The sequence below is a fragment of the Rheinheimera sp. NSM genome (assembly GCF_052380015.1).
Taxonomy (GTDB): domain Bacteria; phylum Pseudomonadota; class Gammaproteobacteria; order Enterobacterales; family Alteromonadaceae; genus Alishewanella.
Genome location: NZ_JBQTCI010000004.1, coordinates 13,637 through 37,360, shown reverse-complemented (window position 1 = coordinate 37,360; position 23,724 = coordinate 13,637). Strand labels below are relative to the sequence as shown.

Here is a 23,724-nt window from a genome sequence, read left to right as displayed (position 1 = left end):
CGTGATGGCAAAACATATAACGAGAACACCGGCCTTGTCCAGCGTTCTGTCTGCGCTGATAAAGCCATATTCAGTTTGCCAGCCACCATGCAAATTGCAGCAAGCTGAAGCTGCCGGTCAGCAGCATCAGATACAGGTGCAAAAAGCCCAACAACCGCAGACAAGCCTTAATATCGGCTGCGCCGGGCGGGCGTTGCCCGGCGATACGACTGCGGCGGTATTTGGTCTCACTATAATAGACCGGCCCACCCAAATCACAACGCAGTGCGGCAGAACCGGCACATAACAGATAAAATGCCGGCCGGCTGAAACGGTGGCGTGTGGTTTTGCTGCGACGGTAAAAGCGCAATACACCATGTTGCAGCGCAATAAAGCTGGTACTCAACAGCATAGGGAGGCTGCTCAATAGCATGGCGATAACCGCAGTGGGCCGGCCAAACAGTTGATAACCGTCCTGCTTGGGGTTCCATTGCTGTTGTAATTGCTGCAGCAAGCGGTAACCGATAGCGGCCAGACCACCGCCGAGCAGGAAAAAACAGCCCACGCCAATCAGCTGCTTAGCGCTTTGCAGCAGCAGGTTTTCAATTACGGCTTTGCTCAGCCCCATTGCCGTTAGCTTGCTGCAGTTACGCAGCAGCAGCGGTTGCGCCTGCTCTCTTGCCAGGCTTAATTGATTACGTTGCAAGCTGTGGTATACCTGCAGTGCCTGATTACGCCGGCTTTGCCAGTCGAGGCTGCAAAACAGCAATAAGGCATCCAGCACTAATGGCAATTCTGAAAATTGATACAGGCTGTACAACAATGCCATAGCCGGTAGCCAGCCGACCAGCAACGCCAGGCTACCGGAAATATATTGCTGGCCTTTGGCGCGGCCTGGATCAGGGTTAACTTTATTACCCAGGCTGCGGGCAAAGTAGCGAAATGCGGTTAACGGGTGGTAAGCCGCCGGTAACGGCAACAGCCGTGCTGCCAGCAGGGTAACCAGCAGCAACAGTGGATAGACAGCCAGCCCGTCCGGCCACGCCACGTTACAGCGTTACGCCGTGCAGACGAGTTAACAGCTCTGTGACCATGGCTGAGCTGTGTTTGGAAGCCACCTCCAGGTAAGCCTCAAAAGATTGCGGCGATTCTTTACCGGCAATGTCACTCAGGCTGCGGATCACGACAAAGGGGGTTTTCAGCATATGGCAGACCTGGGCGATGGCGGCGCCTTCCATTTCCACAGCCAGCATAGTTGGAAATTGTTGGCGGATAACAGCGATGCGTGCCGGGTCACAAATAAAGCTGTCGCCGGTGGCGATTAAGCCTTTTTTGGTCTGGCAGAAACCCAGCGCCTGTATGCTTTGCTCTGCAGCATTGACCAGCGCCGGGTGTGCACTAAAGGCGGCCGGCATTTGCGGTACCTGGCCCATTTCATAACCAAAGGCCGTCACGTCGACATCGTGATGGCGCACTTCAGTACTGATCACTACATCGCCGACATTCAGCTGCGGGTCAAAACCACCGGCTGAACCGGTGTTAATTACCGCATCGGGTTTAAACTGCTGGATAAGCAAAGCTGTTGCCAGCGCCGAGGCCACTTTACCAATGCCGGATTGCACCAGCACCACGGCCTGGCCGGCCAGTTTGCCGTTGTAAAACACATAGCCACCCAGTTCGGTGCTGTTAATCTCTGTGATTTGTTGGCGCAGCAGCGCCACTTCCGGCTCCATGGCGCCGATAATACCGATTAATTGCATGCTGCAGTCTCTGTCATTACAAAGGCATTAGTATAAAACGCTATGCTGACAAAATCCCGCTTTTCATTGCGTTAACCTTAAGGCGCCAGTTCAATACTGCCGGCGGCCGTGTTTGCGGTAAGCTTACCTTGCTGATAATCACTGATGGCTTGTTCGATCTCCGCTGTGCTATTCATCACAAAGGGGCCGTATTGCACTACCGGTTCACCAATGGCTGCGGCGGCTAACAGCAGTACTTTAGTATCCTCAGTAGCAACCAGGGTTACGCTGTTGCCGTGAGTCAGCACGCCGGCATGGTGCTGCGGCACTTTGCGTTGCTCTTTGTCATCCTGCACATAAATATCTGCGCTGTAAGGGTAAACAAAAGCGTTGTGCGTTACCGGTAATTCCAGCGTAACCCGGCTGCCGGCGCGCAGCTGCAGATCATAATATTGCGGATCTGTAGTAAGGCCGCGGATCGGGCCGCCTTGCTGTATGCTGTCGGTTTGCAACAGGCCGGCGATAACTTTGGCACTGTTACCCTCTGACAAAGTAACTTGCGGGATCAGCTCGGGGCGGATATCAACATAAGCTGCCGGCTGCATTTTTTCTGCCGCCGGTAAATTCAGCCACAGTTGAAACCCCTGCATCAGGCCCTGGTCCTGCTGCGGCATTTCGGAATGAATAATACCGCGCCCGGCGGTCATCCATTGCACGCCGCCGCTTTTCAAATGGCCCTGGTTGCCCAGATGGTCTTGATGCAGCATATGGCCGTCCAGCATATAGGTCACGGTTTCAAAGCCGCGATGCGGGTGCGGCGGAAAGCCTTTGATGTAGTCGCCCGGCTGGTCTGAACCAAAAAAATCCAACATTAAAAACGGGTCCAGCCGTGTTTGCGGCGTTTGGCCCAAGCTGCGTTTTATGGTGACCCCGGCGCCATCCGATGTTTGTACGGCGGGGATTAATCGTTGCAAAGTGCGTGCGCTCATCAGCTGCTCCTGTTCAGGTTTTAGCTATTAAACTGCGTTTCAAATGAAAAGAAAATGGCATTATTCGCGTGAAATTGTTCTAAAAAATAGAACATTTTCTGCTCTTGCCAGTTCAGGCGGCGTTAAGACGCACAGGTTAAGCTGGCTGTGTTTAAGCATAGTCAGTTGAAGTAACAACTACCCCAGAGCAACAACGGAGTCATAATAATGAAAAAATCACTGGTTTTAGCCGCAGTTATCGCGGCAGCATTTGCAAGTGGTGCACAGGCTAATATTAACTGGGACTATGTCGGTGCCGGCTATACCGATGCCGGTGGCGATGGCCCTTATGTTGAAGGTTCTTATCGTTTAGATCGCAGTTGGGTTATAGATGGTACTTTCTCCCGCCTATCCAGCGGCCCTTTTGATGTGAACTTTGTTCAGGCCGGGGTAAACTATCTTACTGGTTTTAAGTTGGATTTTTCACCCATTACGCAAACTTATATCCTGGCCGGTATTGAGCATGCCTCAGGCGATGCCGATGATACCGGTGGTTACGGTGGTGTGGGTTTACGCCATCCGTTAACGCCGCAGGTAGAGCTGTACTCTGAAGCAACTTACCACTCTATTGGTGATGATCACGGCAGCTTAGCCGGTGGTATTGCGTTTTATCTGAGCCCGGACTGGGCTATCCGTAGCAATATTGCCCTGAACAGTGGCGACACTAAAAACGAGTTCCGCTTTGGTGTGTCGTACCAGTTCTAAGCAGACTTAGTGGTAAAAAGAACAGCGCCTAAGGGCGCTGTTCGTGTTTCAGCAACCAGGCTTTTTTATCCAAACCGCCGGCATAGCCGGTTAGGGTACCGTTAGCGCCGATAACGCGGTGGCAGGGCACCACTATCGCAATAGGGTTACGGCCATTGGCTGCACCGACGGCGCGCACGGCCTTCACATTACTGATGCTGCGGGCAATGTCGGCATAACTGCAGGTTGTACCAAAGGGCACAGTGCACAGCGTGCGCCATACTTGCTGCTGAAAGGCGGTGCCTTGCGCTGCCAGCGGCAGATCAAAGCGGCTCAGGCGGCCGGCAAAATAAGCGCTAAGCTGGGCGGCGGCGCTGTCGGTCAGCGCCGAGGGCTGCGATGGCTGTGCTGTGCTGACAAAACTGATGGCGGTAATGCCGCTGTCTGAAGCGGTTATTTTTACCGGCCCCAGCGGGCTGTTGATAAACTGCATATACATAGTCAGTCTCCTAAACTAAACCATAACTGAAAAGTGGCGTAGCTGCGCCAGGGCGCCAGGCTGCTGTTATCGGTGTCACGACCGGTTTTGGCCAGCGCTTTTTGTACGCCCAGATCGCCGCCAAGCCAAATATCGCTGTCAGATAAACCGCGCAATCTGGCATAGTTAACGGTCCAGGGGCCGATGCCTTTTAACGCCAACCATTGCTGCGGCTCAGCTTCCGGCTGCGCAATAACCAACTCTGCCAGCGCTTTTAACGTATCGCGTCTGGCATTTGGCACTTTAATCATCTGTAAGTCGCTTGCCAGTACCGCTTGCGGCGTGGGAAACAGTTTTTTATCTGTACCCAGTGGTTCGCCCAGCGCCTGCACTAAGCGGTTTAACTGGGTTCTGGCCCCGGCGACACTGACTTGCTGGCCCAGTACCGCCCGTACTCCGGCTTCCCAGCTGTCCCATAGCCCGGGAATGCGCAGGCCGCTGATAATACCGCCGGCAAACAACGGGCTGTCTGACAGCTGTTGTTCAATTTGCAGCATATTGGCATCTAAATCCAACAGGCGGCGAATATGTTGTACCAGATTAAACAAGCCTTGTTTGCCTTGCCAATGCAGGCGCAATTTTAAACTGCTATCACGCCAGGGGGCCACGTCAAACCAACCGGGCTGGCCGTGGTAATTAAAGGTGCGACCGTACTGCGGTGCGTCTGCCCAGTCTATGCCATCCAGGGTACGCGCCTGCCAAAATTGCAGCATGCGCTGCCATGCCAGCGGCGGGCGGTAGCTCAGCTCCAATTCAATGCAGTCGTTTGCTGCCTTGTTGTGCCGGCGAATAGCCGTAGGACTTAACTGCAGTTGCTGTTTAAAGGCATCGTTAAAGCGGCGTACGCTGTTAAAACCGGCCTGAAACGCAATATCACTGACCGGCAGGGCGGTTTCGTGCAGCAATTTTTTTGCAAACAATACCTGTTGGGTTAACGCATATTGCTTGGGCGCTAAGCCCAGTTGTTGCTGAAATAATTTACGCAAATAGCGCTCACTGATACCCAGCCGTGTCGCCAGAGCGGCCTGACTCTGCTGTTGTAATCCGCCTTCATCAATCAGCCGTAATGCCCGCTGTAAGGTGGTTTGGCTGCCTTGCCAGGCCGCAGAGCCCGGTGCACTGTCCGGCCGGCAGCGCAGGCAGGGGCGGTAACCGGCGGCAACGGCCGCCGCCGCGCTGAAATAGTAACTTACCTGATGCTCTGCCGGGGCTCTGGCCGGGCAAACCGACCGGCAATAAATGCCGGTGCTTTTGACGGCGGTAAAAAACAAGCCGTCAAAGCGGGCATCCCGTGCCAGCCGGGCTTGTTGGCAAATAGAGTTGTTAAGCATAGTGGTTCCGCTGACAACAGGATATGACGGCAGTATATCAACAGCGCGGGCAAAAGCCGGCCGGATCCGGTACTGAATAATAAATTTATCTGCCGCTGGCAGGCTGCATCTTGCTAAGCGCGGTATCAACGCTTAGTATCTGGGCTATAACACTTTGCCAGCGAGGCAGTCGCAGAACAGGAGTTCATATGTTAGAACGTTTTTTTATTCAGTTAAGTACTGAGCCGGATACCATCAGCTTTGAACAAAGCATCAACTTAATTGACAGTTTGTATCTGTTTACGCCGGTAGCCTTTAAAAACGGTGATTTATACAACAGCGCCGGTGAAAATAACGGTTCCTGTAAAATCCTGGCCTTTGGCCTGCTGCATCAATTGTCAGCGCCACAAACTTTACATTTATTCGGCGATTATTACCGTGCTGTGCTTGATACCCCCAAAGGTACTGATCATCAGAATATCCGCAATTTTATCCGCAATGGCTGGGATGGTGTCGCCTTTGATACGCCGGCATTGACTGCCAAAGCCGCAATATAACAAGCCAGGTCAGTGAGTGTGGGACAGATAAACAGAACGCAGCAGATTATCGCAGCTAAGTAGTAAAACAACGGTCGACGCTTTGTTAACCCCGGGGGCTGTGCTATGTTGGCGCAAAAAAGTGTTGTCAGTAAAACGACAACCAGTCACTCATTTTTCAGGGTCCCGTATGCAAGAATCCAGTGTGCTTATCACCAACGATGCGGTGGTGTTGGGCTTAATGGCGGTTATTTTAGGCGCGGTGTTTTATACCAGCCATAGCGACAACCGCTACTGTAAAGCCTTCTACAAGTTTGTCCCGGCGCTGTTGCTGTGTTACTTCATTCCGTCGCTGTTTAACAGCTTCGGTATTATCGACGGTGAAGGCTCATCACTGTATAAGATGGCGTCGCGGTATTTATTACCGGCCAGCTTAGTGTTGTTAACTCTTAGCGTAGATTTTAAAGCGATACTTGGCCTTGGCCCCAAAGCGCTGATTATGTTTTTAACCGGTACTCTGGGTATTATTATTGGCGGGCCCATTGCACTGATGAGTGTTGGCTACTTTTTTCCACAGGAACTGGGTGGTGATGTCTGGCGCGGTATGACAACCATTGCCGGCAGTTGGATTGGCGGGGGCGCGAATCAGGCGGCGATGAAGGAAGTGTTTGGTGTTGATGGCAATATTTTTTCTGTCATGATTACGGTTGACGTACTGGTAGCCAATGTCTGGATGGCAGTATTACTGTTTATTGCCAGCCGCGCAGAGTTCTTCGACCGTAAAAACGGCGCTGATACCAGCGGCATAGTAAACCTGCGGCGTAAAATTGAGCAGTACGAAGCAGAGAATGCCCGTATTCCCAAGCTGAACGACCTGATGTTTATTATCGCGGTAGCCTTTGGCGTCACCGGTTTATCACACGCGCTGGCAGATATTATTGCGCCGTGGATTGAGCAGGTAGCGCCACAGCTTAAATATTACAGTTTAACCAGCAGCTTCTTTTGGTTGGTGGTTATTGCCACTACCGTGGGGCTTTATTTGTCTACTACCAGGGTACGTAAACTTGAGGCAGTAGGCGCATCTAAGGTGGGCTCGGCGTTTTTGTACATATTGGTGGCCACCATAGGTATGCATATGGATGTTACGGCTATTCTCAGTAATAAGCTGATGTTTTTAGTCGGTATAATCTGGATGTTGGTGCACGCGGTATTGTTGTTGGTTGTTGCCCGGTTGATAAAAGCGCCGATGTTTTATATGGCGGTGGGTAGCCAGGCTAATGTCGGTGGTGCAGCTTCAGCACCGGTGGTCGCGGCAGCGTTTCATCCATCCTTAGCCCCTGTTGGTGTATTACTGGCAGTGCTTGGGTATGGCCTTGGTACTTATGGTGCTTATATTTGCGGCCTGATTATGCAGCAGGTTGCGCCGTAACATAAAATAGCCGTGCAGTAAGCAGAAAAGGGAGTTTTACCTGTGAGTAACCAAGTTAAAATCGAGCCTGGTCATTGGGTGTTGATTATCTTCTTATTACTGGCGTTTTATGCCAGTTATCTGCTGATAGCACCCTTTATTGGCCCGGTAGTATTGGCATTCGTACTGTCGTTACTGTGTTTTCCGGTGCATCAGAAAATTGTGCGTAAATTTCCTGATAAACCTAACCTGGCATCGAGCATAACCTGTTCCTTGCTGGTGGTGGTGATCCTGGTGCCGGCTACTGTAGTGTTAATGGCAATAGTCCAGCAAAGTATTACGTTTGCTAAACAAAGTTACCAATGGGTTGAAGAGGGCGGGGCTGAAACACTGTTGCAGCAGCCGTTTATTAAAAATGGCATCGAAAGACTAAACGACTTCCTACCGGTTGGTGATTTCAGTACCAGAGACATTATTGATAGATTGACCGGGTTTGCCTCAGGCTTTAGTAAAGAACTGCTTGATATAAGCACTAAAGTTGTTGGGGACGTAACCGGAATAGTTATCAGTTTTTTCCTGATGTTATTTGTGCTTTTCTTTTTGCTGCGCGACCATAAAAAAATTATTGAAAGCGTGTTCTGGATATTACCACTGGCCCGCTCGCAGGAAGAAAAATTGCTAACTGAAGCCAACACAGTTGCGCGCTCCGCAGTACTGGGCACTTTTTTGACCGCGTTAGCTCAGGGGGCTGCGGGTGGCATTGGTATGGCAATTGTCGGTATGCCGGGGTTGTTCTGGGGCACAATGATGGTGTTTGCGTCATTAATTCCGTTGGTCGGCGCCGCGTTAATCTGGGTTCCTGCCAGTTTATATTTATTACTCACGGGTGACTGGCCTTGGGCATTATTTTTAACCTTGTGGGGCGCGATACTGGTTGGTTCCATTGACAACTTTTTACGGCCCATTCTGATGCAGGGTACGTCCAATATGAGCACCCTGGTGCTTTTCCTGTCACTTATTGGTGGTTTGCAGTTATTTGGCGTTATTGGCTTGATCTACGGCCCTATTATATTTGCGCTGACCCATGTGTTGATCAAGCTCTACACCATTGAGTTTAAAGACTTTCTGGAAAAGCAGGACAGAAGCTAAACAGGATTAAAGCCCGCTTATCAGGTGGAATCCACTAATGCCGGTAGATAATTTTTACCGGCTGATTGCCTAAAAATCCCTCTATTGCTGCCTGCATGGCCGCATCAACAATACCAACACTGTTGTTCATAATGATGGCAAAACGGCCAAAGCCCTGCTCAAAAGAGTACTGCAGCTGATTTAAATTGCAGAACTTGCCACAGCACGGCAAGGCCAGCTGTTGCATGGCGAAGCTGTTATGCTCAGCATTGTAGTCTGCTTCCATCATTGATTGCCATTGCGCCACGCTAAGCTCTGTTTGGCAGGCCGGGCAATGAATATGCTCAAAGTTACCGCCGCAGTCGTAATAATGCGCCTCATCTGTACAAGTAACATCTATATATTCCGCCGCCGGAAACAGCCCGGCGATAAACTGTTTAGTGGCGGCGATGATATCCGCGTTTGGCAGCAGCTGCGGGTCCCGCAGCAGAATAATAATTTCATGTTCGCTCATCATCGCTCCTGCAGGTTTTAATTCGCCGGTAATGGCGTGCCTACAGGCAACAGCGATAGCTGCAGCATATTGCCTTGCCGGCTTAGTGCCAGCGGTAAGGTATAGTTAGGAAAGCGCAAACCAAATACCGCGCCTTGTTGTAACAAGCTCTGCAACTGCTCTGTGATTGCGATGGTAAAACGGGCGCAGCCTTGCGCGTCAACTCTGCCTTCGAACGGTAAAGGGGTTCTGTCTGCCAGCGTCAGGTAGGCAGCCAAACGCCAGCGCGAGTTTATACCCAGGTTGTATTTCGCACCATGTTGTTGGCCAAGATCTAAACCACAGGCCTCCAGGGCTAATTGTGCTTCACTTGAGGCGGGCAGGGCTATTTTCTGCTGCCGTTGTTGTGCCAAAAACTTGCCCCATGCCAGCCGGCGAATGGCGACATCCAATGAAACAGGGGGATATTTTTCCTGCTGTTTTAGCGCTTCAAAACGGGCAATACCCTGCTCCAGCACTAATATGTCGTCTTCGTACTTAAGCTGATCTTTAAGCAACCGGTAAGCCGGAACTTTGGCTTGTTCCATCCCGGCTAAAGCCGCTTCTTCATAATATGCCAGCGCTTGCTTTTTATCGACTTGCCCGCCCAGGCCTTTGTCTGCCATAGTGGCCAGATGGTAGTTTGCTACCGCAATATTGCGCTGTGCACCTTGTAAAAAGGCTGCTTTAGCGCCGTTATAGTCTTTTTCGTTCAGCAGCAGGGCGCCGTAGTTTGTCCAGGCTGTGCCCTGATCCGCCGCCATACCGCGTTCCAGCCATTGCACAGCTTGCTGGCGTAACTGCGCCATGTCGAACTGTTCTCTTTCGCTGCCGTAAGTTTGTAAAGCTATTAAATAGGCACGTAAGTATTCGCGTGATGCTTTATCCAGAAATAAACTATCTGTTTCCAATTCATAGGCCTGGCCAAAGTAACTGCCAGCCAGCTGCGCGGCCTCTATGGTGGGCGCCAGATTAAATATGGACGTAGGGTCTGCCGGGCTGTGCGCCAGCCCCAGGTTGTATAAAGTGGGTAGTTTAAGGCCACCAGCCAGGGCTTCTTCAAGCAAGCTGATTGCTTCCGCTTTTCTGCCGTTATGTAGTGCCATATTGCCAAGGTTGTGGCTGGCGCGGGCAGAGCCTAAAGCTCTGGCCTGCTGATAGTATTGACTGGCAGTGCCGGGGTTTGCTGTAACGCCGCGGCCGAGATCGTAAGCTTTACCCAGTAAGAATAATGCTTCAGCATTGTTTTCGCTGGCCTGCAGCTGTGCTTGTTGCAAGAAAGTGTCATATTGCTGTTGTTCAAACAGCTGCTCCAACGCTGATAGTTCCGCTTTTGCTGCGCCGCTCAGTAGCAGGGTGAGCAATATAGTTACAACAGAAAGTGTTTTAGCAGAGGCAGGGAGTAACTTCATAACATCCTTGGATATAAGCAGGGCTCACACAAACGGCAGCTTTAATAAAGCTGCGTAACATAGCTGCAAACTATGTTACAAGCAAGCCCTGCTGCAGGTATGGACAGTTATGGCTGGCGGCTGATGTTAAAACTATAGCTATGCTGTGCCAGCGGGGTAGCGTTGCCGGTTTGGTAGGTGTCTACCTGCATTACACCGTTGTTGTTGAGGCTAAATACGCGAAACATGGCAGTGTGCTGTGTTTCATCCGGAATTTTAGTGCGTTCCAGCGCCGGGATATGCAGGTAATGCACTTTGCCAAGTTGTTTTGAATGCTCAACGCGGTGCATATCCATATGTAAATCACCGGAGATAACGGCGGCCAGGTTGGGTTGGGCAATCACGTCGGCAAAGCCGGGGTGCTGAATGCCTTTATCGGCATTTTCCGGATATACGCCGGTTTGAGCGCCGTGCACGATTAACAGCACAGGCTTGGGTTGCAGCTGTTTTAGCTGGTTTAGCATCCAGGCTATGCCGTCATCGTTAAAATCACGGCCGTGATCGGGCGAGGCAAATACCAGCGCTACAGTGTCAAATTCCAGCACATAGCTGGGTGAGTCCAGCGTGATTTTTCCGGCATTCCAGCTGTTGGCGTACTGCATAAAGCGCTCAACGCTGCTGCCGTGCTCTTCATTGCCCATAATCGGATAAAACGGCAGCGTTAACTGTTGCAGCACCGGTGTGGCATTGTCGTACTGCACCAACGTGCCCTTGTGGGCAATATCACCCACGCCAACTACAAAATCCAGTTTAGTTTGTGTTGCCAGCTGGTTTACGTCGGCTACTGCTGCGGCCAGATGCGGAAATTGCGGCTCGGGTTTAGGCTCGGCGTCACCCAGTACCGCAAAACGCAGTACCACATTTTCGCTTGCTGCGGCTGGTGTCTGGCTGGTTTTCGGTGTTTCAGCCGGTGAGCAGGCAAGCAGCACAGTGCTGAGTAATAATGCCTGGCACAGGGTGTTAATCAGTTTCATCGAAGATCCTTGGTAGCTATGTTGGGGTTAGTTGAAATTGAACAGGCCTTTAAAGCTGCTGGGGATTAAGCCAGTCCAGCGTTTAAAGGCACGGCGAAAGTTATGCTCGTCGGAGTAACCCAGCTTTAACGCCAGTTGACGGTTAGAATACCGGCCTTGTTGTAATAAGCGCCGGGCCGCATCGCGGCGTACCTCATCAAGCAGGGTGGCAAAGTTGGTGTTATGTTGGCTAAGCTGGCGCTTTAAGCTGCTACTGCTTAGCCCCAGGCTGGCGGCAACCTGATCCTGATTCAGCAGTTGCGGTAGAGCCAGGCGCTGCAACCGGCAAATGCTCTCCGGCAAAGCCCGCTGTTTGCTCAGCACGCGGTTAAGCTGGCGACAGCTGCGGCGGCTGGCGCTAAACTTTTGCACGTCAGCATCGATAAAGCCTTGTTGCCACAGCTGAAGCGGAATACTGATGCTGTCAGCGCTCTGATTAAAGCTGACCTCCACTCCCCAATACCGCTGGTGCTGCAACTGAAGTGATGCCGCACTATGTTGCAACTGCAGACTGATACCCGCCACCGTGCCAAGCTGTTGTTTTATCAACTCTAACAGCAGTGAACAGACGACTGTCAGCATAAACGCCTGCTGATTAGCTAACCCCAGCGCCGGCTTAAACTCAATAACGATACAATGCTGTTGTTGGTACAGCCGCACGTAGAAGCAAGGAAACAGCTGATGGCGGAAGTAGTACAGCTGTGCCAGTGCCTGGCGCAGGTTTTGCGCATATTGCAGGCTTTGGCACAGCGAAATATAGCGGCTGTTCAGTAAGGCGCTGCCCAGCAAATAAGGCAGCTCCGGGCTACTGAGCTGTTGTTGGCAGTTTTGCAGCAGTTTCAGCCAGTCGCTGTGGTGCAGCCGGCCATGCGGTTTGTGTAAGTCCTGCTCAAAAATGCCGGTGCCACTTAACAGCTTATGCAGCTGTGCACCGCGCCGTTGTGCCAGCGCCAGCAGCTCAGTACTGCCATGCTGCAACAGCAGGATTTTGTCCTGATAGCCGAAGTGGCGCATAGTCATCAGCTTGGCTGCAACTTCAATGTGGTGGCTTTTTTCGCCTGCGCCATAGCCTGGTCGGCGGCTTGCAAGGCACTTTTTGCAGTAGTGTGTTGTACCGCCATTTCTACCAGTGTCAGCTGTGGCTCATCTTGACCCAGCGCTAATTGGGATAGCTGTTGGCGTAAATGCTGCGCCATAATCTGTGCCTGTTGCAGGGCGGTATTGGGTAATAGCGCAATAAAACGGTCACCGGCGTAGCGGCACACCACATCGCTGTGCCGCAGTTGGCTGCTGAGTAATTCACTTAGTTGGCTAAGGTAAGCATCGCCGGCCGCCATGCCATAGCGGCGGTTAACGCCGGCAAAGTTATCAATGTCCAGTACCAGTAAACTCAATGCTTTGTGTTGACTTTGATGCAGCTCTATCTCGCGTTGCAGCACGGCTTGCAAATAGTCGATACCGTACAGTTGGGTGAGCGGATCAATAAGCTGATGATCGCGTAAAAACAGCTCGCGGCCGCGCAGTTGACGGTTAATAGCCCGCTGTTCGCGGTGCCAACCCATCAGGCCGTAGGTCAGGATCAGCATGCCCACCGGCGCCGGTAAAGATTCCAGCCAGCTCATCAGCCGGATATGCTCCGGGTAGCGGATAAATTCGTCCAGCAAGTCGAGAAAATACGAATACACCAACAGCAGGCTGCCATAGTACAGCCACTCGGTTACCCGTCCGGTTGGCCGGCTGCTGATAATCAGCCCCAGCCAGCCACAGGCAACCAGTAAGGTGGTGCCTTCGCCCAAAATATCCAGAGCGTCAAATTCACTGCTGTGTTTGGCGCCGCCGGTATCAATAGCCAGCAGCAGGCCACTTAACAGTAACAGCAAGCTGAACAGCAGTTTATAGCGATGTTGTCGCCACATAGTCAGATTATCCGCGCAAATAAACACAATTTTCCGCTGCCTGTATGACAGTTGGATGACAAGCTCTGGCCGTTGCAGCACTGCGCTGCACCGTTAAGACCCGGGTCATCAGCGCTCAGTGCGTTGTGTTAATAAACGGCGTTTTGTCACACAGCAGCGGCACACTGCCAGCAGTTATTGGCCGTAAACTGAAGAGCACCCGATGAAGCTGACTTACCTGAAAAACAACCCACGTACCATGCTGGCCTGCGCCGTCAGCCTGGCGTTCGCCACCTTAGCCGCCCCTGCATTGGCAGATGCCGATGTACAGGGCCGCATTACTGACAACCGCAGCAACCTGCTAAGCGGTGCACAAGTGAGTATCCCGGAGCTGAAGCTGCGCCGCACTACCGCAGCAGATGGCCGTTTCCACTTTGGCCAGCTGCCATCCGGCACTTACACCCTGTTGGTAAATTATCTGGGTGCTATACCGGAGACCAGAGTATTAGTGGTAGCGGATACTGAGCAGCGCCTCGGCGATATTAAACTGTTGTCAGCCAGTGAGGCAGTGGAACATATTGAAGTAGTAGGGCAATCCGGTGCAGTAAGTAAAGCGCTGAACCGCCAGCGCAATGCCGGCGGTATTGTCACCGTGGCCAGCACCGATGAAATGGGCCAGTTTCCTGATAGCAATGTCAGCGAAGCGCTGCAACGGCTGGCGGGTTTATCGGTAGAGCGTGACCAGGGCGAAGGCCGCTTTGTCCGCGTGCGTGGTTTAGCGCCGGATTATAACGCGGTAACTTATAACGGTACTCAATTAGCTGCACCGGAAGCGGGCCGTCGCGCAGTAGCACTGGACGTGATCCCATCGGATCTGCTCGAATCAGTAGAAGTAAACAAAACCCTGACACCGGATATGCCGGCCGGCTCCTTAGGCGGTACGGTTGAAATTAAAAGCTTATCGGCTTTTGATCGCAGCAACGATTTTTATTCCTTTACTGCAGAAGCCGGTTATAACGAACAACAAAGCAAAACCAGCCCGAAGGTCTCCGGTGTGTTCAGCAAGATACTTGATGCCGCTGGTGAAACCGACAGTGTAGGTATTGCTATTGCCGCCAGTTACGCCGAACGTAAGTTTGGCTCGGAAAACGTCGAAACCGGCGGCAGCTGGGATTTTGATGAAGGGCTGGAAGAGTTTGAACTGCGCGATTATGTTATCAGCCGCGAGCGGCTTGGCCTGGCGCTGAATTTGGATTACCGGCCGGGTAATAACAACGAATATTACCTGCGCAGCCTGTACAGCCGCTTTAGTGACAGCGAAACACGCCAGGGCATGGTAGTAGAGCTGGCTGATGCGCAGTTTGCCGGTAACAGTGGCGGTGCAGAGCTTATTCGCTCGCTAAAGCAGCGTGAGGAAACCCAAAGCATCAGCGCAGTGGTGATTGGTACCAAACAAATTTCCGCTAACTGGGAATGGTTGCTGGAAGCCGGTGCCAGCCAGGCAGATGAAGATACACCGTTTAATATTGCTGCTGCCGATTTTGAGCAAGAGTTTGACGACGGCGTCGGCTTTAGCGGCAGCAATATTTTACGCTTAACGGCACCGGCAGAAGCCTTCGTGGCTAACGGCTATGCGCTGAAAGAAGTAGAGATGGGCGATACTTACGCCAAAGAAACCGAACGCAATATTAAGTTTGATCTAAGCCGCGAGATTATTCAGCGCCACGGCAGTTTGCTGCTAAAAGGTGGTGCCAAATTCAGCCAGCGCGAGAAAAGTGCTGAAGAGGATGTCTGGCTGTTTGAAGACTTTGAAGATTTGGGCATTAATGCGTTAAGCCTGGCCGATTATGCCGCTGGCAATGTCGATTATAGCCTCAGTACTATGGGGCCGGCCATCAATAGCGGCAGTATTTATCAGCTGGTTAGTAGTTTAAACCGCGATGACTTTATTGATGAAGTTGAGTCACAAATTAACGACTACCAGGTAGATGAAGATATCAGCGCGGCGTACTTTATGGCGCAGTGGGAGCGTGATAACTGGCAGTTGATTACCGGTGTGCGTTATGAGCACGAGAAACGTGAAGCAACAGGTAGCCGCTATGATGCCATTGACGAAGTGTTCAGTGCCAACCGCGTAAACAGCTCTGAAGGTTATTGGTTACCGGCGGTGGTAGGGCGCTATAACCTGTCGGAGCAAAGTATAGTGCGGGCGGCGTTCAGCACCGGTTTGGTAAGGCCTAACTTTGAACAACTGTCGCCGGCCTTTCTTCTGGAGGAGGATGACGATGAGCTGGAGGCCGCCTTTGGTAACCCGGACTTAAAAGCCCTGACCTCGAATAACTTCGATCTGGGTATTGAGCATTACGCCGACAAACTTGGCGTGCTGTCTGCCATGCTGTTCTATAAGCAGATTGATAATTTTATCTACGAAGCCGATTTAGCCGGCCGTGGTGCTTATAGCAACTTTGCCAAAGCCGAAACCTATATTAACGGTGGCAAGGCCGATTTGTATGGCCTGGAACTGAATGCTGTTCACAAAGTGTCGGGTTTTGGTAATTGGCTGGATAACCTGCTGTTATCCGCTAACCTGACGTTAACTGATTCTGCTGCAGATATTGAATGGTTTGACGATGGCGCCTTGCTAAGCCGCGAAGTGGCGCTGCCCAGCCAGTCGGATAAAACCGCTAACCTGAGCCTGGGTTATGAAACCGATGTGATTAGCCTGCGCATGGCTGCCAATTATAAGTCGAAGTATCTGGCTGAAGTGGGGGATGTAACCGATGCAGCTTATGATGTGTATTCTGATGACCATATGCAGCTTGATTTTACCGGTAAGTGGACCATTCGGCGTGGTATGCAACTGTACTTTAACGTGATAAATCTGAATGACGAACCTTACTATGCCTACACCGGGCGCAAGCCTTATAACTTCCAGTATGAGCAATATGGCCGCACCTTTGTGCTGGGCGTGCAGATCACCAACTGGTAAGCAAGGAAAGCACAATGTTAAGCAATAAAAACATGTTTAAACTCAGCGTGGTTAGCCTGGCGCTGGCCGGCTTGTTAAGCGCCTGCCAGGCAGATAAGCCGGGTTCAGCAATGCCGGAGCCACAGACAGTAGCTGTTAATGCCAGCCATTATCAGGAGGTGCAGTTGGCCGGCACAGCTTACCAGCTGCTTACTGACGCTACAGGCTTGCAAGTGCAACAGGGCGCTGCTGTGCTAAGCCGGTACGACGGTGCTTTTATCCGGCTGACTGCACAGCCGCTTAGCGACGATAGCGTGCTACTGGCCGCGATAGAAGACAACAGCAACAGCCTGTATATATGGCGTTTTGCCCCGGCACAGCCAACGCCGCTGCAGCTGGTGCAGCAACAGTTGATAAACAGCCGGGTAGTAGACGATTTATGCTTTTATCACAGTAGTGAGAACCAGCAGCTCAGTCTGTTTTTACTCGGTGGCCGCGGCGGTGCCGATCAGCTGCTGTTGCAACAGCAGCAACAGTGGCTGGCGCAACCGGTGGTAATACGCGAGTTAAATATCCCTTACGACAGCACGGCTTGTGCAGTGGATCAAGCTGCTGGTGCGCTGTATATCGCCGAAGCTGATCGCGCTATTTGGCGCTATCAGGCCGAACCCGAAGCTGATGAGGGGCGCAGTCTGGTGCAGGTAAATAAGCCTTTTGGTCAGTTGCAGGGCGAAGTGAAAGCCTTGCGGTTACTAAGCGATGGCAGCCTGCTGGCGCTGGAGGAAGAACCGGCCAGATTGTTACATATCAGCAGCGACGGCCAGCTGCGCAGCGCCATAGCTGTCCCGGCGTTGGCTGAAGCCAGCGGGTTAGCTGTCAGTATGCAGGGTAACACGGCGACAGCCTATATCAGCACTGAGGATGCCGGCGCAGTACAGCAGCTGTCGCTGCCGTTAAGCAGTATAGCCCCTGTTGCCGCAAAGCCTGCGATAGTGCAGCTGATGCCAACCTTACAGACCGAGCCGGCCAGTCAGCGCGGTGATGTAATGGACGACCCGGCAGTGTGGCATCATCCAAACAAGCCTGAGCTTAGCCTGCTGCTTGGCACTGACAAACGCGCCGGGCTGGATGTGTACAATATGCAGGGTAAGCGCGTGCAGCAGCTTAGCGTGGGCCGGTTAAATAATGTCGATGTGCGCTACGGCCTTAACTGGCAGGGCAGTGCGCACGATATTGCCGCAGCCAGTTTGCGCGATGACAACAGCCTGCAATTGTTTGCTATTGATAACAGCGGCACGCTGCATAATGCCGGTAAGGTCGCAACCGGCATGAGTGAGATTTACGGCCTCTGTATGTATCACAGTGCACAAAGCAATAAGCACTATGTGTTCGTTAATGATAAAGCCGGTTTAATTCAGCAGTATCGTATCGACACAGATGGCAGCAACTGGCAGGGTAGCTTAGTGCGTGCCCTGCAAGTACCGTCGCAGCCGGAAGGTTGTGTGGCCGATGATAAACGCGGCCTGTTATTTGTTGGCGAGGAAGATGCAGCCATCTGGCGTTTTGCCGCTGAAGCGGATGCGGCGACAACAGGTGAAGCAATAATCCGCGTTGATGGGGAGCGGCTGGTCGATGATATTGAAGGTATTACGTTGGCAGAGCATAACGGCAACAGTTATCTGTTGGTATCAAGCCAGGGTAATGACAGCTACCTGGTGTTTGACGCCGCGCCGCCTTATGCACAGCGGTTACACTTTCGTATCGGCACTAACCCGGTGCCGGGCATAGATGGCGCCTCTGAAACTGATGGCATTGATGTTACCACCCGTTCGCTGGGGCCGGGCTTTGAGCAGGGTGCCTTTATCGTGCAGGATGGCCGCAACCGCATGCCGGAACAGGGCCAAAACCTGAAACTGGTGCCGTGGCAGCATATTTTGCAACAGCTTAAGCCACTATAAAAACGAAAGGCCGCAGCAGTGCGGCCTTTGTTATTAAATGGTGTTTAATTTAATTTTGCTGCCAGGCAACGGTCGACAATATTTTTAATCTTTTGTGGTGAAAAAGGTTTGGCAATAAAGCCGCTGGCACCGGCAGCAATACTTTGTTGTACATTGTCCACCGAGTTATGCGCTGTAACCATCACCACATGCGTTTTGTCGGCATGTAATTTAATTTGCTGCAATATCTGCTGGCCGTTCATATCAGGCAGCTCAATATCAAGAAACACCAGGTCGTGCTGTTTTTGTTTAAAAGCTGACAAGCCTTTACTGCCACTGGACGCTTCCTGCACATTACTGATGCCTAAATGCAACAGCGTTTGGCGCAAGTATTCACGTACGGTGTAGGCGTCATCAATTATCAATATTGAGCACTGTTGTTGTGTCATGGCAGATCCTTTGCGGTCGCAGATGCAATTACAGTGTAATGCAAAAATTAACTAAAACGGAAAAAACAGCGCTGCAGTTTATTTATTCCGCCTGAACGGCAGATGAACTGAGCGGTAAGGTAATGACCACGCTAAAGCCACTAATTTCGTTATTCGTCATAATATTAGCTACGGCTATGCTGCCATTGCAAGCCTCAGTAGCGCGCTTGGCAATACTTAGCCCCAAACCTATACCGTTGTGGTTGCTCTGAGCGCGAAAGAACGGCGTAAACAATTTAGTCAGATATTGCGGCGCAACGCCCGGGCCCTGGTCGCGAACTTGTAAACTCAGCTGCTGCTGATGTTGCCGCAGGCAAACACTGACTTCTGAATACGGCGGGGTGTATTTCACCGCATTACGGATCACATTTTCTATTGCGCTGTATAGCAGTGACGGGTCGCCTTTAATTAACGGTACATTTTCCAGGTGCAGCCATAACGACTTATTGCTGCTGCCGGCCTCCAACTGCGCATCATCACAGACCGAAGCCACTAACTCCGTCAGGTTAATATCAATATGTTCGGCACAGACAGCTCCGCTCTCCAGCCTGGAAAAGGTCAGAATTTCAGTAACCAGTGCATCGAGCTTGCTGGCCTCTTGCTCGATTTTTTCCATCGCCATCGCAGCATAAGACGGCGACTGTGCTGCCAGCCCGGTAAGAATTTGCATTCTGGCCAGCGGCGAGCGCAGTTCATGCGAGACATCGTGTAACAGACGGCGCTGTGAGGCAATGGCTTCTGCTGCCTGGCCGGCCATTTGGTTAAAATTCCGGCTCAGGCTGCCAAATTCATCCCGCCGTGTTATCAGCTCCGGGCCAAGCTGGGTACGCCAGTTATTCGCAGCTAACCCGGCCAGGGCCAGCTTTAGCTGGCGTACCGGGGCGGCAATATTGCGCGCCAATACCCAACTGAACAAGATGCTGGCCGCCAGCAACACAGCAAGGTGTAATAGCGGCCGGCGCCAAAATGGCGGCACAGGGCGCGTCGGAACAGCGGTGGCTGCAGATAGATCCATGGTGTTTATATGCTGCGCAGGTATCGCCGGCTGGCTGAAAAAGCCGGTCCCGGCCGCCAGCATCTTTTCCGGCGGCAGCCAACGCGGTGTGTCGTCCCAACTAAAGGTTAAGCGCACTAAGATAACCGCCATTAACAGCGTGGCCCAAAATACGAGGAAAAAGCGCCAGAATAAGTTGTTCATCGGGTTATGCTCCGCCACCAAACGGATAAGTGAATTGATAGCCTTTGCCCCGTACGGAAGTGATCCATTGTTGCCCCTGCGGTGGTTTGCCCAGTTTTTGCCGGATATGGCTGATATGCACATCAATATTACGGTCGTAGCTACCCAGGGGTTTACCTAATGCCTGTTGTGACAACTCAATCTTACTGACAATATTGCCGGCGTTTTGTGCGAGGATATACAGAATACTGAACTCTGCGCCGGTTAACTCAATATTGTGTTGTTGCAGTGACACGCTGCGGTTAACCGGTTTGATGCGTAAAGCGCCAAGCTGTAGTTCAGTCTGGCTGTTGTTTTGCTGCACACGGCGCAATATTGCTTTAATACGGGCACTGAGCTCCCGTGGTAAGCAGGGTTTGGCAATATAATCATCTGCGCCCAATTCCAGGCCAATCACTTTATCCAGATCTTCTCCCCGTGCTGTTAACATTATCACGGGGATATTACTGTCGCGGCGTAGCTGTTTTAATACCGAGATGCCATCCAGCTGCGGCATCATTACATCCAGAATAACCAGATCAACCATCTGCTGTTGGCAAAACTCCAGTCCGACCGCGCCGTTATTGGCGCTGGTAACTTTAAAGCCGTCTTTTTGCAGGTATTCTGCCAGCAGGGCGGTTAGTTGAACATCATCATCAATTAACAGTATGTGCAGCACGGCTACCTCAGTAAGTTGTTTAACGCAATAAGCTCAATTTGTACCCGCTGCTGCTGCCATTGTCGGGTTCGGCAACCAGCAAATAGTTGCTGCCGGCAACAAACTGCTGCATGTCAGACTCTGCCAATAGTGTTTTGTTCTTATTGTCGTCGGTATAAAGCAGAAAAATAGTGTATTCGCCGTCCGGCAGGTTGATTTCTTTTTGTGCGCCGCGGTTAACCGACGTAATGTAATACTCTGTAGTGTCAATGGTTTCGTTGGGCGGTACAAAATAAACACTTAAGGCACTGTAATCAAAAATGGTATTTACCACATTCAAATCAAAATCATAAATTTGTGGCGTATTGCTTTCTTCTACCACCATAACAACGGTTGCAGCAGCGGCGTTTTGATATAACACCACAGCCTTACTTTCTCCCTGGTTTAACGTCAGCAGGGCGTTATTCAGAAACAATTGTCCTTGTTCATCGGCTGCCGACAAGCGGTAGTCCTTCGCTGCCAGTTCTACATAGTCCGACAAACTGTCTGTGGTTAGTGACGCTACTGCTATATCGCCATCCAGGTAAATATCACTGCTGCCGGCGCTGTCGACACTGTTGTACAGCCGGAATTGCGCCGCTGCGGTCAGATCGGTCAAATTGGCAACGGTAGTAGTGTTATTAATAACATCCACAGCCATGTTACCTGCCAGCGGGCCCGAAGCAATGCGGGGTACCAGCACGTACTCTGTCAGGTATTCAAAGTTATATTTTGATGACTGAAACAATATGTCGCGGCTGCCGGCTTCGGTGATGTAAACAATATAATTACCGCGGTCAAATTCCAGCACAGCACTTATTTGGCTGTAACTTAGGGTTGCCGCCAGGGTGGCATCGTCGAAGCCGGTGTCTGATGTGCTTAAGTACACATCATAGGTATTATTGTCGGGCAATAAGCTGACTACATACAGCTTAAAACTGTCTGTCAGGCTGTCATCGCGCAAAAATTGCAGTGTCAGCAGCTCAGGATTGCTGTAATCACCGGTTAAAAACAATAAATGCTTATAGCTTTGGCGCAAGGTAATGCTGCTGTCCAGCATGCTGATGTCATCACCGTCACTGTTCAGGCGACTAAGGGAAATGTCATAGGTAGCCGGGGTATAAGTGACCAGGGATGTGGCGTCGGTATAAACGGCAGAGCCGGCCAATACCGTGTTGTCATCGCTGTCGGTGAGTAATAACCTGGTGGAGGTGCTGTTGGCAGAACCGTTATACAGCTGGATATAGCTGCTGGTGTAAGTGTCTGAAGTGTCATCAGAGCTGCTGCTACCGCAACCGGTTAACATCATTAAGCTGCCAAGTGCTGATACAGTTAAAAAAATACGCATAACGCCTCATTAAGTGGATGATATAACGGGGCTAAGAAAGCGTTAGCAGTGCTACGGTTCAATAATTTACCCTGCTTTACTTTGCTTAACCTTACTTAACGTTTTCGCCGTAACCTGGCGCTATTTAAACTATATTCTTTAAACTTCGTTGCCTTATTGCTAACTGTTGCTATTTTTAGGGCAGAACTTGATTAATTGTTAACGCAAGGAGCACCCTGTTATGCGTCGTAATATGCCGGTTACCAACACTGAACGTACTTTCCCGCCACAACAAAAACTGATTTCCAACACCGACTTAAACGGTAATATCCGGCACTGCAACGATGCGTTTATTGAAATAAGCGGTTTTAGCAAAGCGGAGTTGATTGGTCAGCCGCACAATATCGTGCGCCATCCGGACATGCCGCCGCTGGCATATAAAATAATGTGGGAGCATTTAAAAGCCGGGAAACCGTGGATGGGGCTGGTAAAAAACCGCAGCAAGAATGGTGATTATTATTGGGTCGATGCGTATGTGACGCCGGTGACGGAAAACGGCCGCGTCATTGGCTATGAATCGGTGCGCTCCTGTCCGGCGCGCGACGATATCAAACGGGCAGAAAAACTTTATGCCGCTATTAACAACGGCAAGTTTCGCGCACGGAATTTTCACCTCGGCGCGGCTAATGTTGTGTTGGTGCTTGTTTTGCTTATGGCCGCCGGACTCTACTTTAGCGGCTTTGCCGGGATATCGCAGTTGGTGCTGTTGCTGGCGCTGATTGGCTATGTGGTGTGGGCCAATGTCAGTAAAAATAATGCGTTGGATAGCGTCAAAATGTTGTTAGCTAACTCCTTCCGGCATGAGTTGGCGGTGCAAACCTTTACCGATGATTCACCGGACGTCGGTGAGCTTAAAGTGGCGGTGATGAGCTCTAAAGCGCACCTTGGTGCGGTGTTAAGCCGGATGGAAGATGCAGCTAGAAGTGTGTCGAAACAGTCGGACCAGGGCTTGCAACTGGCGCAGTCTTCAATGAAGTTAATCGAGCGCCAGCAGCAGGAAACCGAACAAGCTGCAACCGCGATGCATCAAATGACTACCACCATCGCTGAAGTATCAAAACATGTACAGGAAACCGCGCAGCAAGCCGAGCAATCTAATGAACTGGCCGGTAAAAGCCGGCAAACGGCGGGTATAACGCGCAAAGCGATAGAAGAGCTGCGCGAAACCGTGAATGCTATCAGCAGCTCTGTTACCGAGGTGTCGGAGCAAACCCGCAAAATAGCCACAGTAGCGCAAATGATTGAACAAATTGCCGAGCAAACCAACTTGCTGGCGCTCAATGCCGCTATTGAAGCTGCGCGCGCCGGTGAGCAGGGCCGCGGCTTTGCCGTGGTGGCAGATGAAGTTCGCAACCTGGCGCAGCGCACGCAGGAGTCCACCAAAGAAATTCATCAGATTGTCAGTGATTTAACCAGCCGTGCTGACACCGCCGTACGTGTGGCGCAAAGCGGCACCGCCGGTGCTGACACCGGACTTAGCAGAGTAAAAGAAACCGAAGAGATGTTGAATGGCATTTCAGATGCAGTGGGTAATATCGCCAATATGTCTATTCAAATGGCAGCAGCGGTGGAGCAACAAGCTAATGTGGCGGAAGAAGTGAACCAGCAGGTGGTGAATATTTCCGGTTTAGCCAATAACAGCCTGACCGAAGCGGCAAACTCTGCCGACAGCATTAAGCAGTTGCAGTTAGTGTCAAATGAGCTGCATGAATTAGTGGTGCGCTTTGCCCGCTAGCGCGGCAGTTAAGCAGAATAAGCAGTGAGACAGATAAAAAGGCCGGCATTTGCCG

21 protein-coding genes are annotated in these 23,724 nt (G+C 51.4%); 7 read left to right on the top strand and 14 right to left on the bottom strand.

Annotation, left to right across the window (positions count from 1 at the left end; translation table 11 throughout):
• Positions 1 to 70: 70 nt before the first annotated feature.
• The 3 genes from ACTZWV_RS12450 to ACTZWV_RS12440 all read right to left on the bottom strand — a co-directional run bounded on the left by ACTZWV_RS12450 (position 71) and on the right by ACTZWV_RS12440 (position 2,707).
• Positions 71 to 1,027 (bottom strand): cobalamin biosynthesis protein, encoded by a 957-nt coding sequence (locus tag ACTZWV_RS12450; protein ID WP_444786854.1) that lies wholly within the window; start codon positions 1,025 to 1,027, stop codon positions 71 to 73.
• A 1-nt stretch (position 1,028) separates the two neighbouring features.
• Complete coding sequence (mtnN, locus tag ACTZWV_RS12445; RefSeq protein ID WP_444786853.1) at positions 1,029 to 1,739, bottom strand: 5'-methylthioadenosine/S-adenosylhomocysteine nucleosidase; 711 nt, start codon at positions 1,737 to 1,739, stop codon at positions 1,029 to 1,031.
• Between the two features lie 77 nt (positions 1,740 to 1,816).
• Entirely contained in the window at positions 1,817 to 2,707 is an 891-nt protein-coding gene (locus ACTZWV_RS12440; protein WP_444786852.1) for a pirin family protein, read from the bottom strand.
• Positions 2,708 to 2,914: 207 nt separating this feature from the next.
• Here ACTZWV_RS12440 and ACTZWV_RS12435 point away from each other — a divergent pair, with 207 nt between their 5' ends.
• Positions 2,915 to 3,451 carry an outer membrane beta-barrel protein gene (locus ACTZWV_RS12435; RefSeq protein ID WP_444786851.1) on the top strand — a complete coding sequence of 179 codons (537 nt, stop codon included), beginning with the start codon at positions 2,915 to 2,917 and terminating at the stop codon, positions 3,449 to 3,451.
• A 28-nt stretch (positions 3,452 to 3,479) separates the two neighbouring features.
• Here ACTZWV_RS12435 and ACTZWV_RS12430 read toward each other — a convergent pair whose 3' ends face one another.
• Together ACTZWV_RS12430 and ACTZWV_RS12425 are read right to left on the bottom strand one after the other, a co-directional pair.
• Positions 3,480 to 3,929, bottom strand: coding sequence for a methylated-DNA--[protein]-cysteine S-methyltransferase (locus ACTZWV_RS12430; RefSeq protein WP_444786850.1), 450 nt, complete (start codon positions 3,927 to 3,929; stop codon positions 3,480 to 3,482).
• 2 nt (positions 3,930 to 3,931) lie between these two features.
• On the bottom strand, positions 3,932 to 5,299 hold the full coding sequence (locus ACTZWV_RS12425) for an AlkA N-terminal domain-containing protein (protein ID WP_444786849.1): 1,368 nt from the start codon (positions 5,297 to 5,299) through the stop codon (positions 3,932 to 3,934).
• A gap of 188 nt (positions 5,300 to 5,487) precedes the next feature.
• Between ACTZWV_RS12425 and ACTZWV_RS12420 the strand changes: the two genes are divergently transcribed.
• From ACTZWV_RS12420 to ACTZWV_RS12410, 3 genes are all read left to right on the top strand, one after another.
• Entirely contained in the window at positions 5,488 to 5,835 is a 348-nt protein-coding gene (locus ACTZWV_RS12420; protein ID WP_444786848.1) for a HopJ type III effector protein, read from the top strand.
• Between the two features lie 169 nt (positions 5,836 to 6,004).
• Positions 6,005 to 7,243, top strand: coding sequence for a DUF819 family protein (locus tag ACTZWV_RS12415; protein WP_444786847.1), 1,239 nt, complete (start codon positions 6,005 to 6,007; stop codon positions 7,241 to 7,243).
• Between the two features lie 42 nt (positions 7,244 to 7,285).
• Entirely contained in the window at positions 7,286 to 8,371 is a 1,086-nt protein-coding gene (locus ACTZWV_RS12410) for an AI-2E family transporter (RefSeq protein ID WP_444786846.1), read from the top strand.
• Between the two features lie 34 nt (positions 8,372 to 8,405).
• On the opposite strand, the gene ACTZWV_RS12405 is transcribed toward ACTZWV_RS12410, so the two are convergent.
• The 5 genes from ACTZWV_RS12405 to ACTZWV_RS12385 form a co-directional block, all read right to left on the bottom strand.
• The gene (locus ACTZWV_RS12405; RefSeq protein ID WP_444786845.1) at positions 8,406 to 8,864 is read right to left on the bottom strand and encodes a hypothetical protein; all 459 of its coding nucleotides are present in this window, start codon (positions 8,862 to 8,864) and stop codon (positions 8,406 to 8,408) included.
• Positions 8,865 to 8,881: 17 nt separating this feature from the next.
• On the bottom strand, positions 8,882 to 10,294 hold the full coding sequence (locus tag ACTZWV_RS12400; protein WP_444786844.1) for a tetratricopeptide repeat protein: 1,413 nt from the start codon (positions 10,292 to 10,294) through the stop codon (positions 8,882 to 8,884).
• A gap of 107 nt (positions 10,295 to 10,401) precedes the next feature.
• Positions 10,402 to 11,307, bottom strand: a complete 906-nt coding sequence (locus ACTZWV_RS12395) for a metallophosphoesterase family protein (RefSeq protein WP_444786843.1) — start codon at positions 11,305 to 11,307, stop codon at positions 10,402 to 10,404.
• A gap of 27 nt (positions 11,308 to 11,334) precedes the next feature.
• Entirely contained in the window at positions 11,335 to 12,360 is a 1,026-nt protein-coding gene (locus tag ACTZWV_RS12390) for a helix-turn-helix domain-containing protein (RefSeq protein ID WP_444786842.1), read from the bottom strand.
• A gap of 5 nt (positions 12,361 to 12,365) precedes the next feature.
• Positions 12,366 to 13,262: a GGDEF domain-containing protein gene (locus ACTZWV_RS12385; protein WP_444786841.1), complete on the bottom strand. Its 897-nt coding sequence runs from the start codon at positions 13,260 to 13,262 to the stop codon at positions 12,366 to 12,368.
• Positions 13,263 to 13,464: 202 nt separating this feature from the next.
• On the opposite strand from ACTZWV_RS12385, the gene ACTZWV_RS12380 reads away from it, so the two are divergent.
• Positions 13,465 to 16,230, top strand: a complete 2,766-nt coding sequence (locus ACTZWV_RS12380) for a TonB-dependent receptor (RefSeq protein WP_444786840.1) — start codon at positions 13,465 to 13,467, stop codon at positions 16,228 to 16,230.
• Between the two features lie 14 nt (positions 16,231 to 16,244).
• Positions 16,245 to 18,167 carry a phytase gene (locus ACTZWV_RS12375; protein WP_444786839.1) on the top strand — a complete coding sequence of 641 codons (1,923 nt, stop codon included), beginning with the start codon at positions 16,245 to 16,247 and terminating at the stop codon, positions 18,165 to 18,167.
• Positions 18,168 to 18,211: 44 nt separating this feature from the next.
• Here ACTZWV_RS12375 and ACTZWV_RS12370 read toward each other — a convergent pair whose 3' ends face one another.
• The 4 genes from ACTZWV_RS12370 to ACTZWV_RS12355 form a co-directional block, all read right to left on the bottom strand.
• Complete coding sequence (locus tag ACTZWV_RS12370) at positions 18,212 to 18,595, bottom strand: response regulator (RefSeq protein ID WP_444786838.1); 384 nt, start codon at positions 18,593 to 18,595, stop codon at positions 18,212 to 18,214.
• An 82-nt stretch (positions 18,596 to 18,677) separates the two neighbouring features.
• Positions 18,678 to 19,832, bottom strand: coding sequence for a sensor histidine kinase (locus ACTZWV_RS12365; protein ID WP_444786837.1), 1,155 nt, complete (start codon positions 19,830 to 19,832; stop codon positions 18,678 to 18,680).
• Positions 19,833 to 19,836: 4 nt separating this feature from the next.
• Positions 19,837 to 20,529, bottom strand: a complete 693-nt coding sequence (locus ACTZWV_RS12360; RefSeq protein WP_444786836.1) for a response regulator — start codon at positions 20,527 to 20,529, stop codon at positions 19,837 to 19,839.
• Positions 20,530 to 20,548: 19 nt separating this feature from the next.
• Complete coding sequence (locus tag ACTZWV_RS12355; protein ID WP_444786835.1) at positions 20,549 to 21,895, bottom strand: hypothetical protein; 1,347 nt, start codon at positions 21,893 to 21,895, stop codon at positions 20,549 to 20,551.
• 220 nt (positions 21,896 to 22,115) lie between these two features.
• Here ACTZWV_RS12355 and ACTZWV_RS12350 point away from each other — a divergent pair, with 220 nt between their 5' ends.
• Positions 22,116 to 23,669 (top strand): methyl-accepting chemotaxis protein, encoded by a 1,554-nt coding sequence (locus tag ACTZWV_RS12350; protein ID WP_444786834.1) that lies wholly within the window; start codon positions 22,116 to 22,118, stop codon positions 23,667 to 23,669.
• Positions 23,670 to 23,724 lie beyond the last annotated feature (55 nt).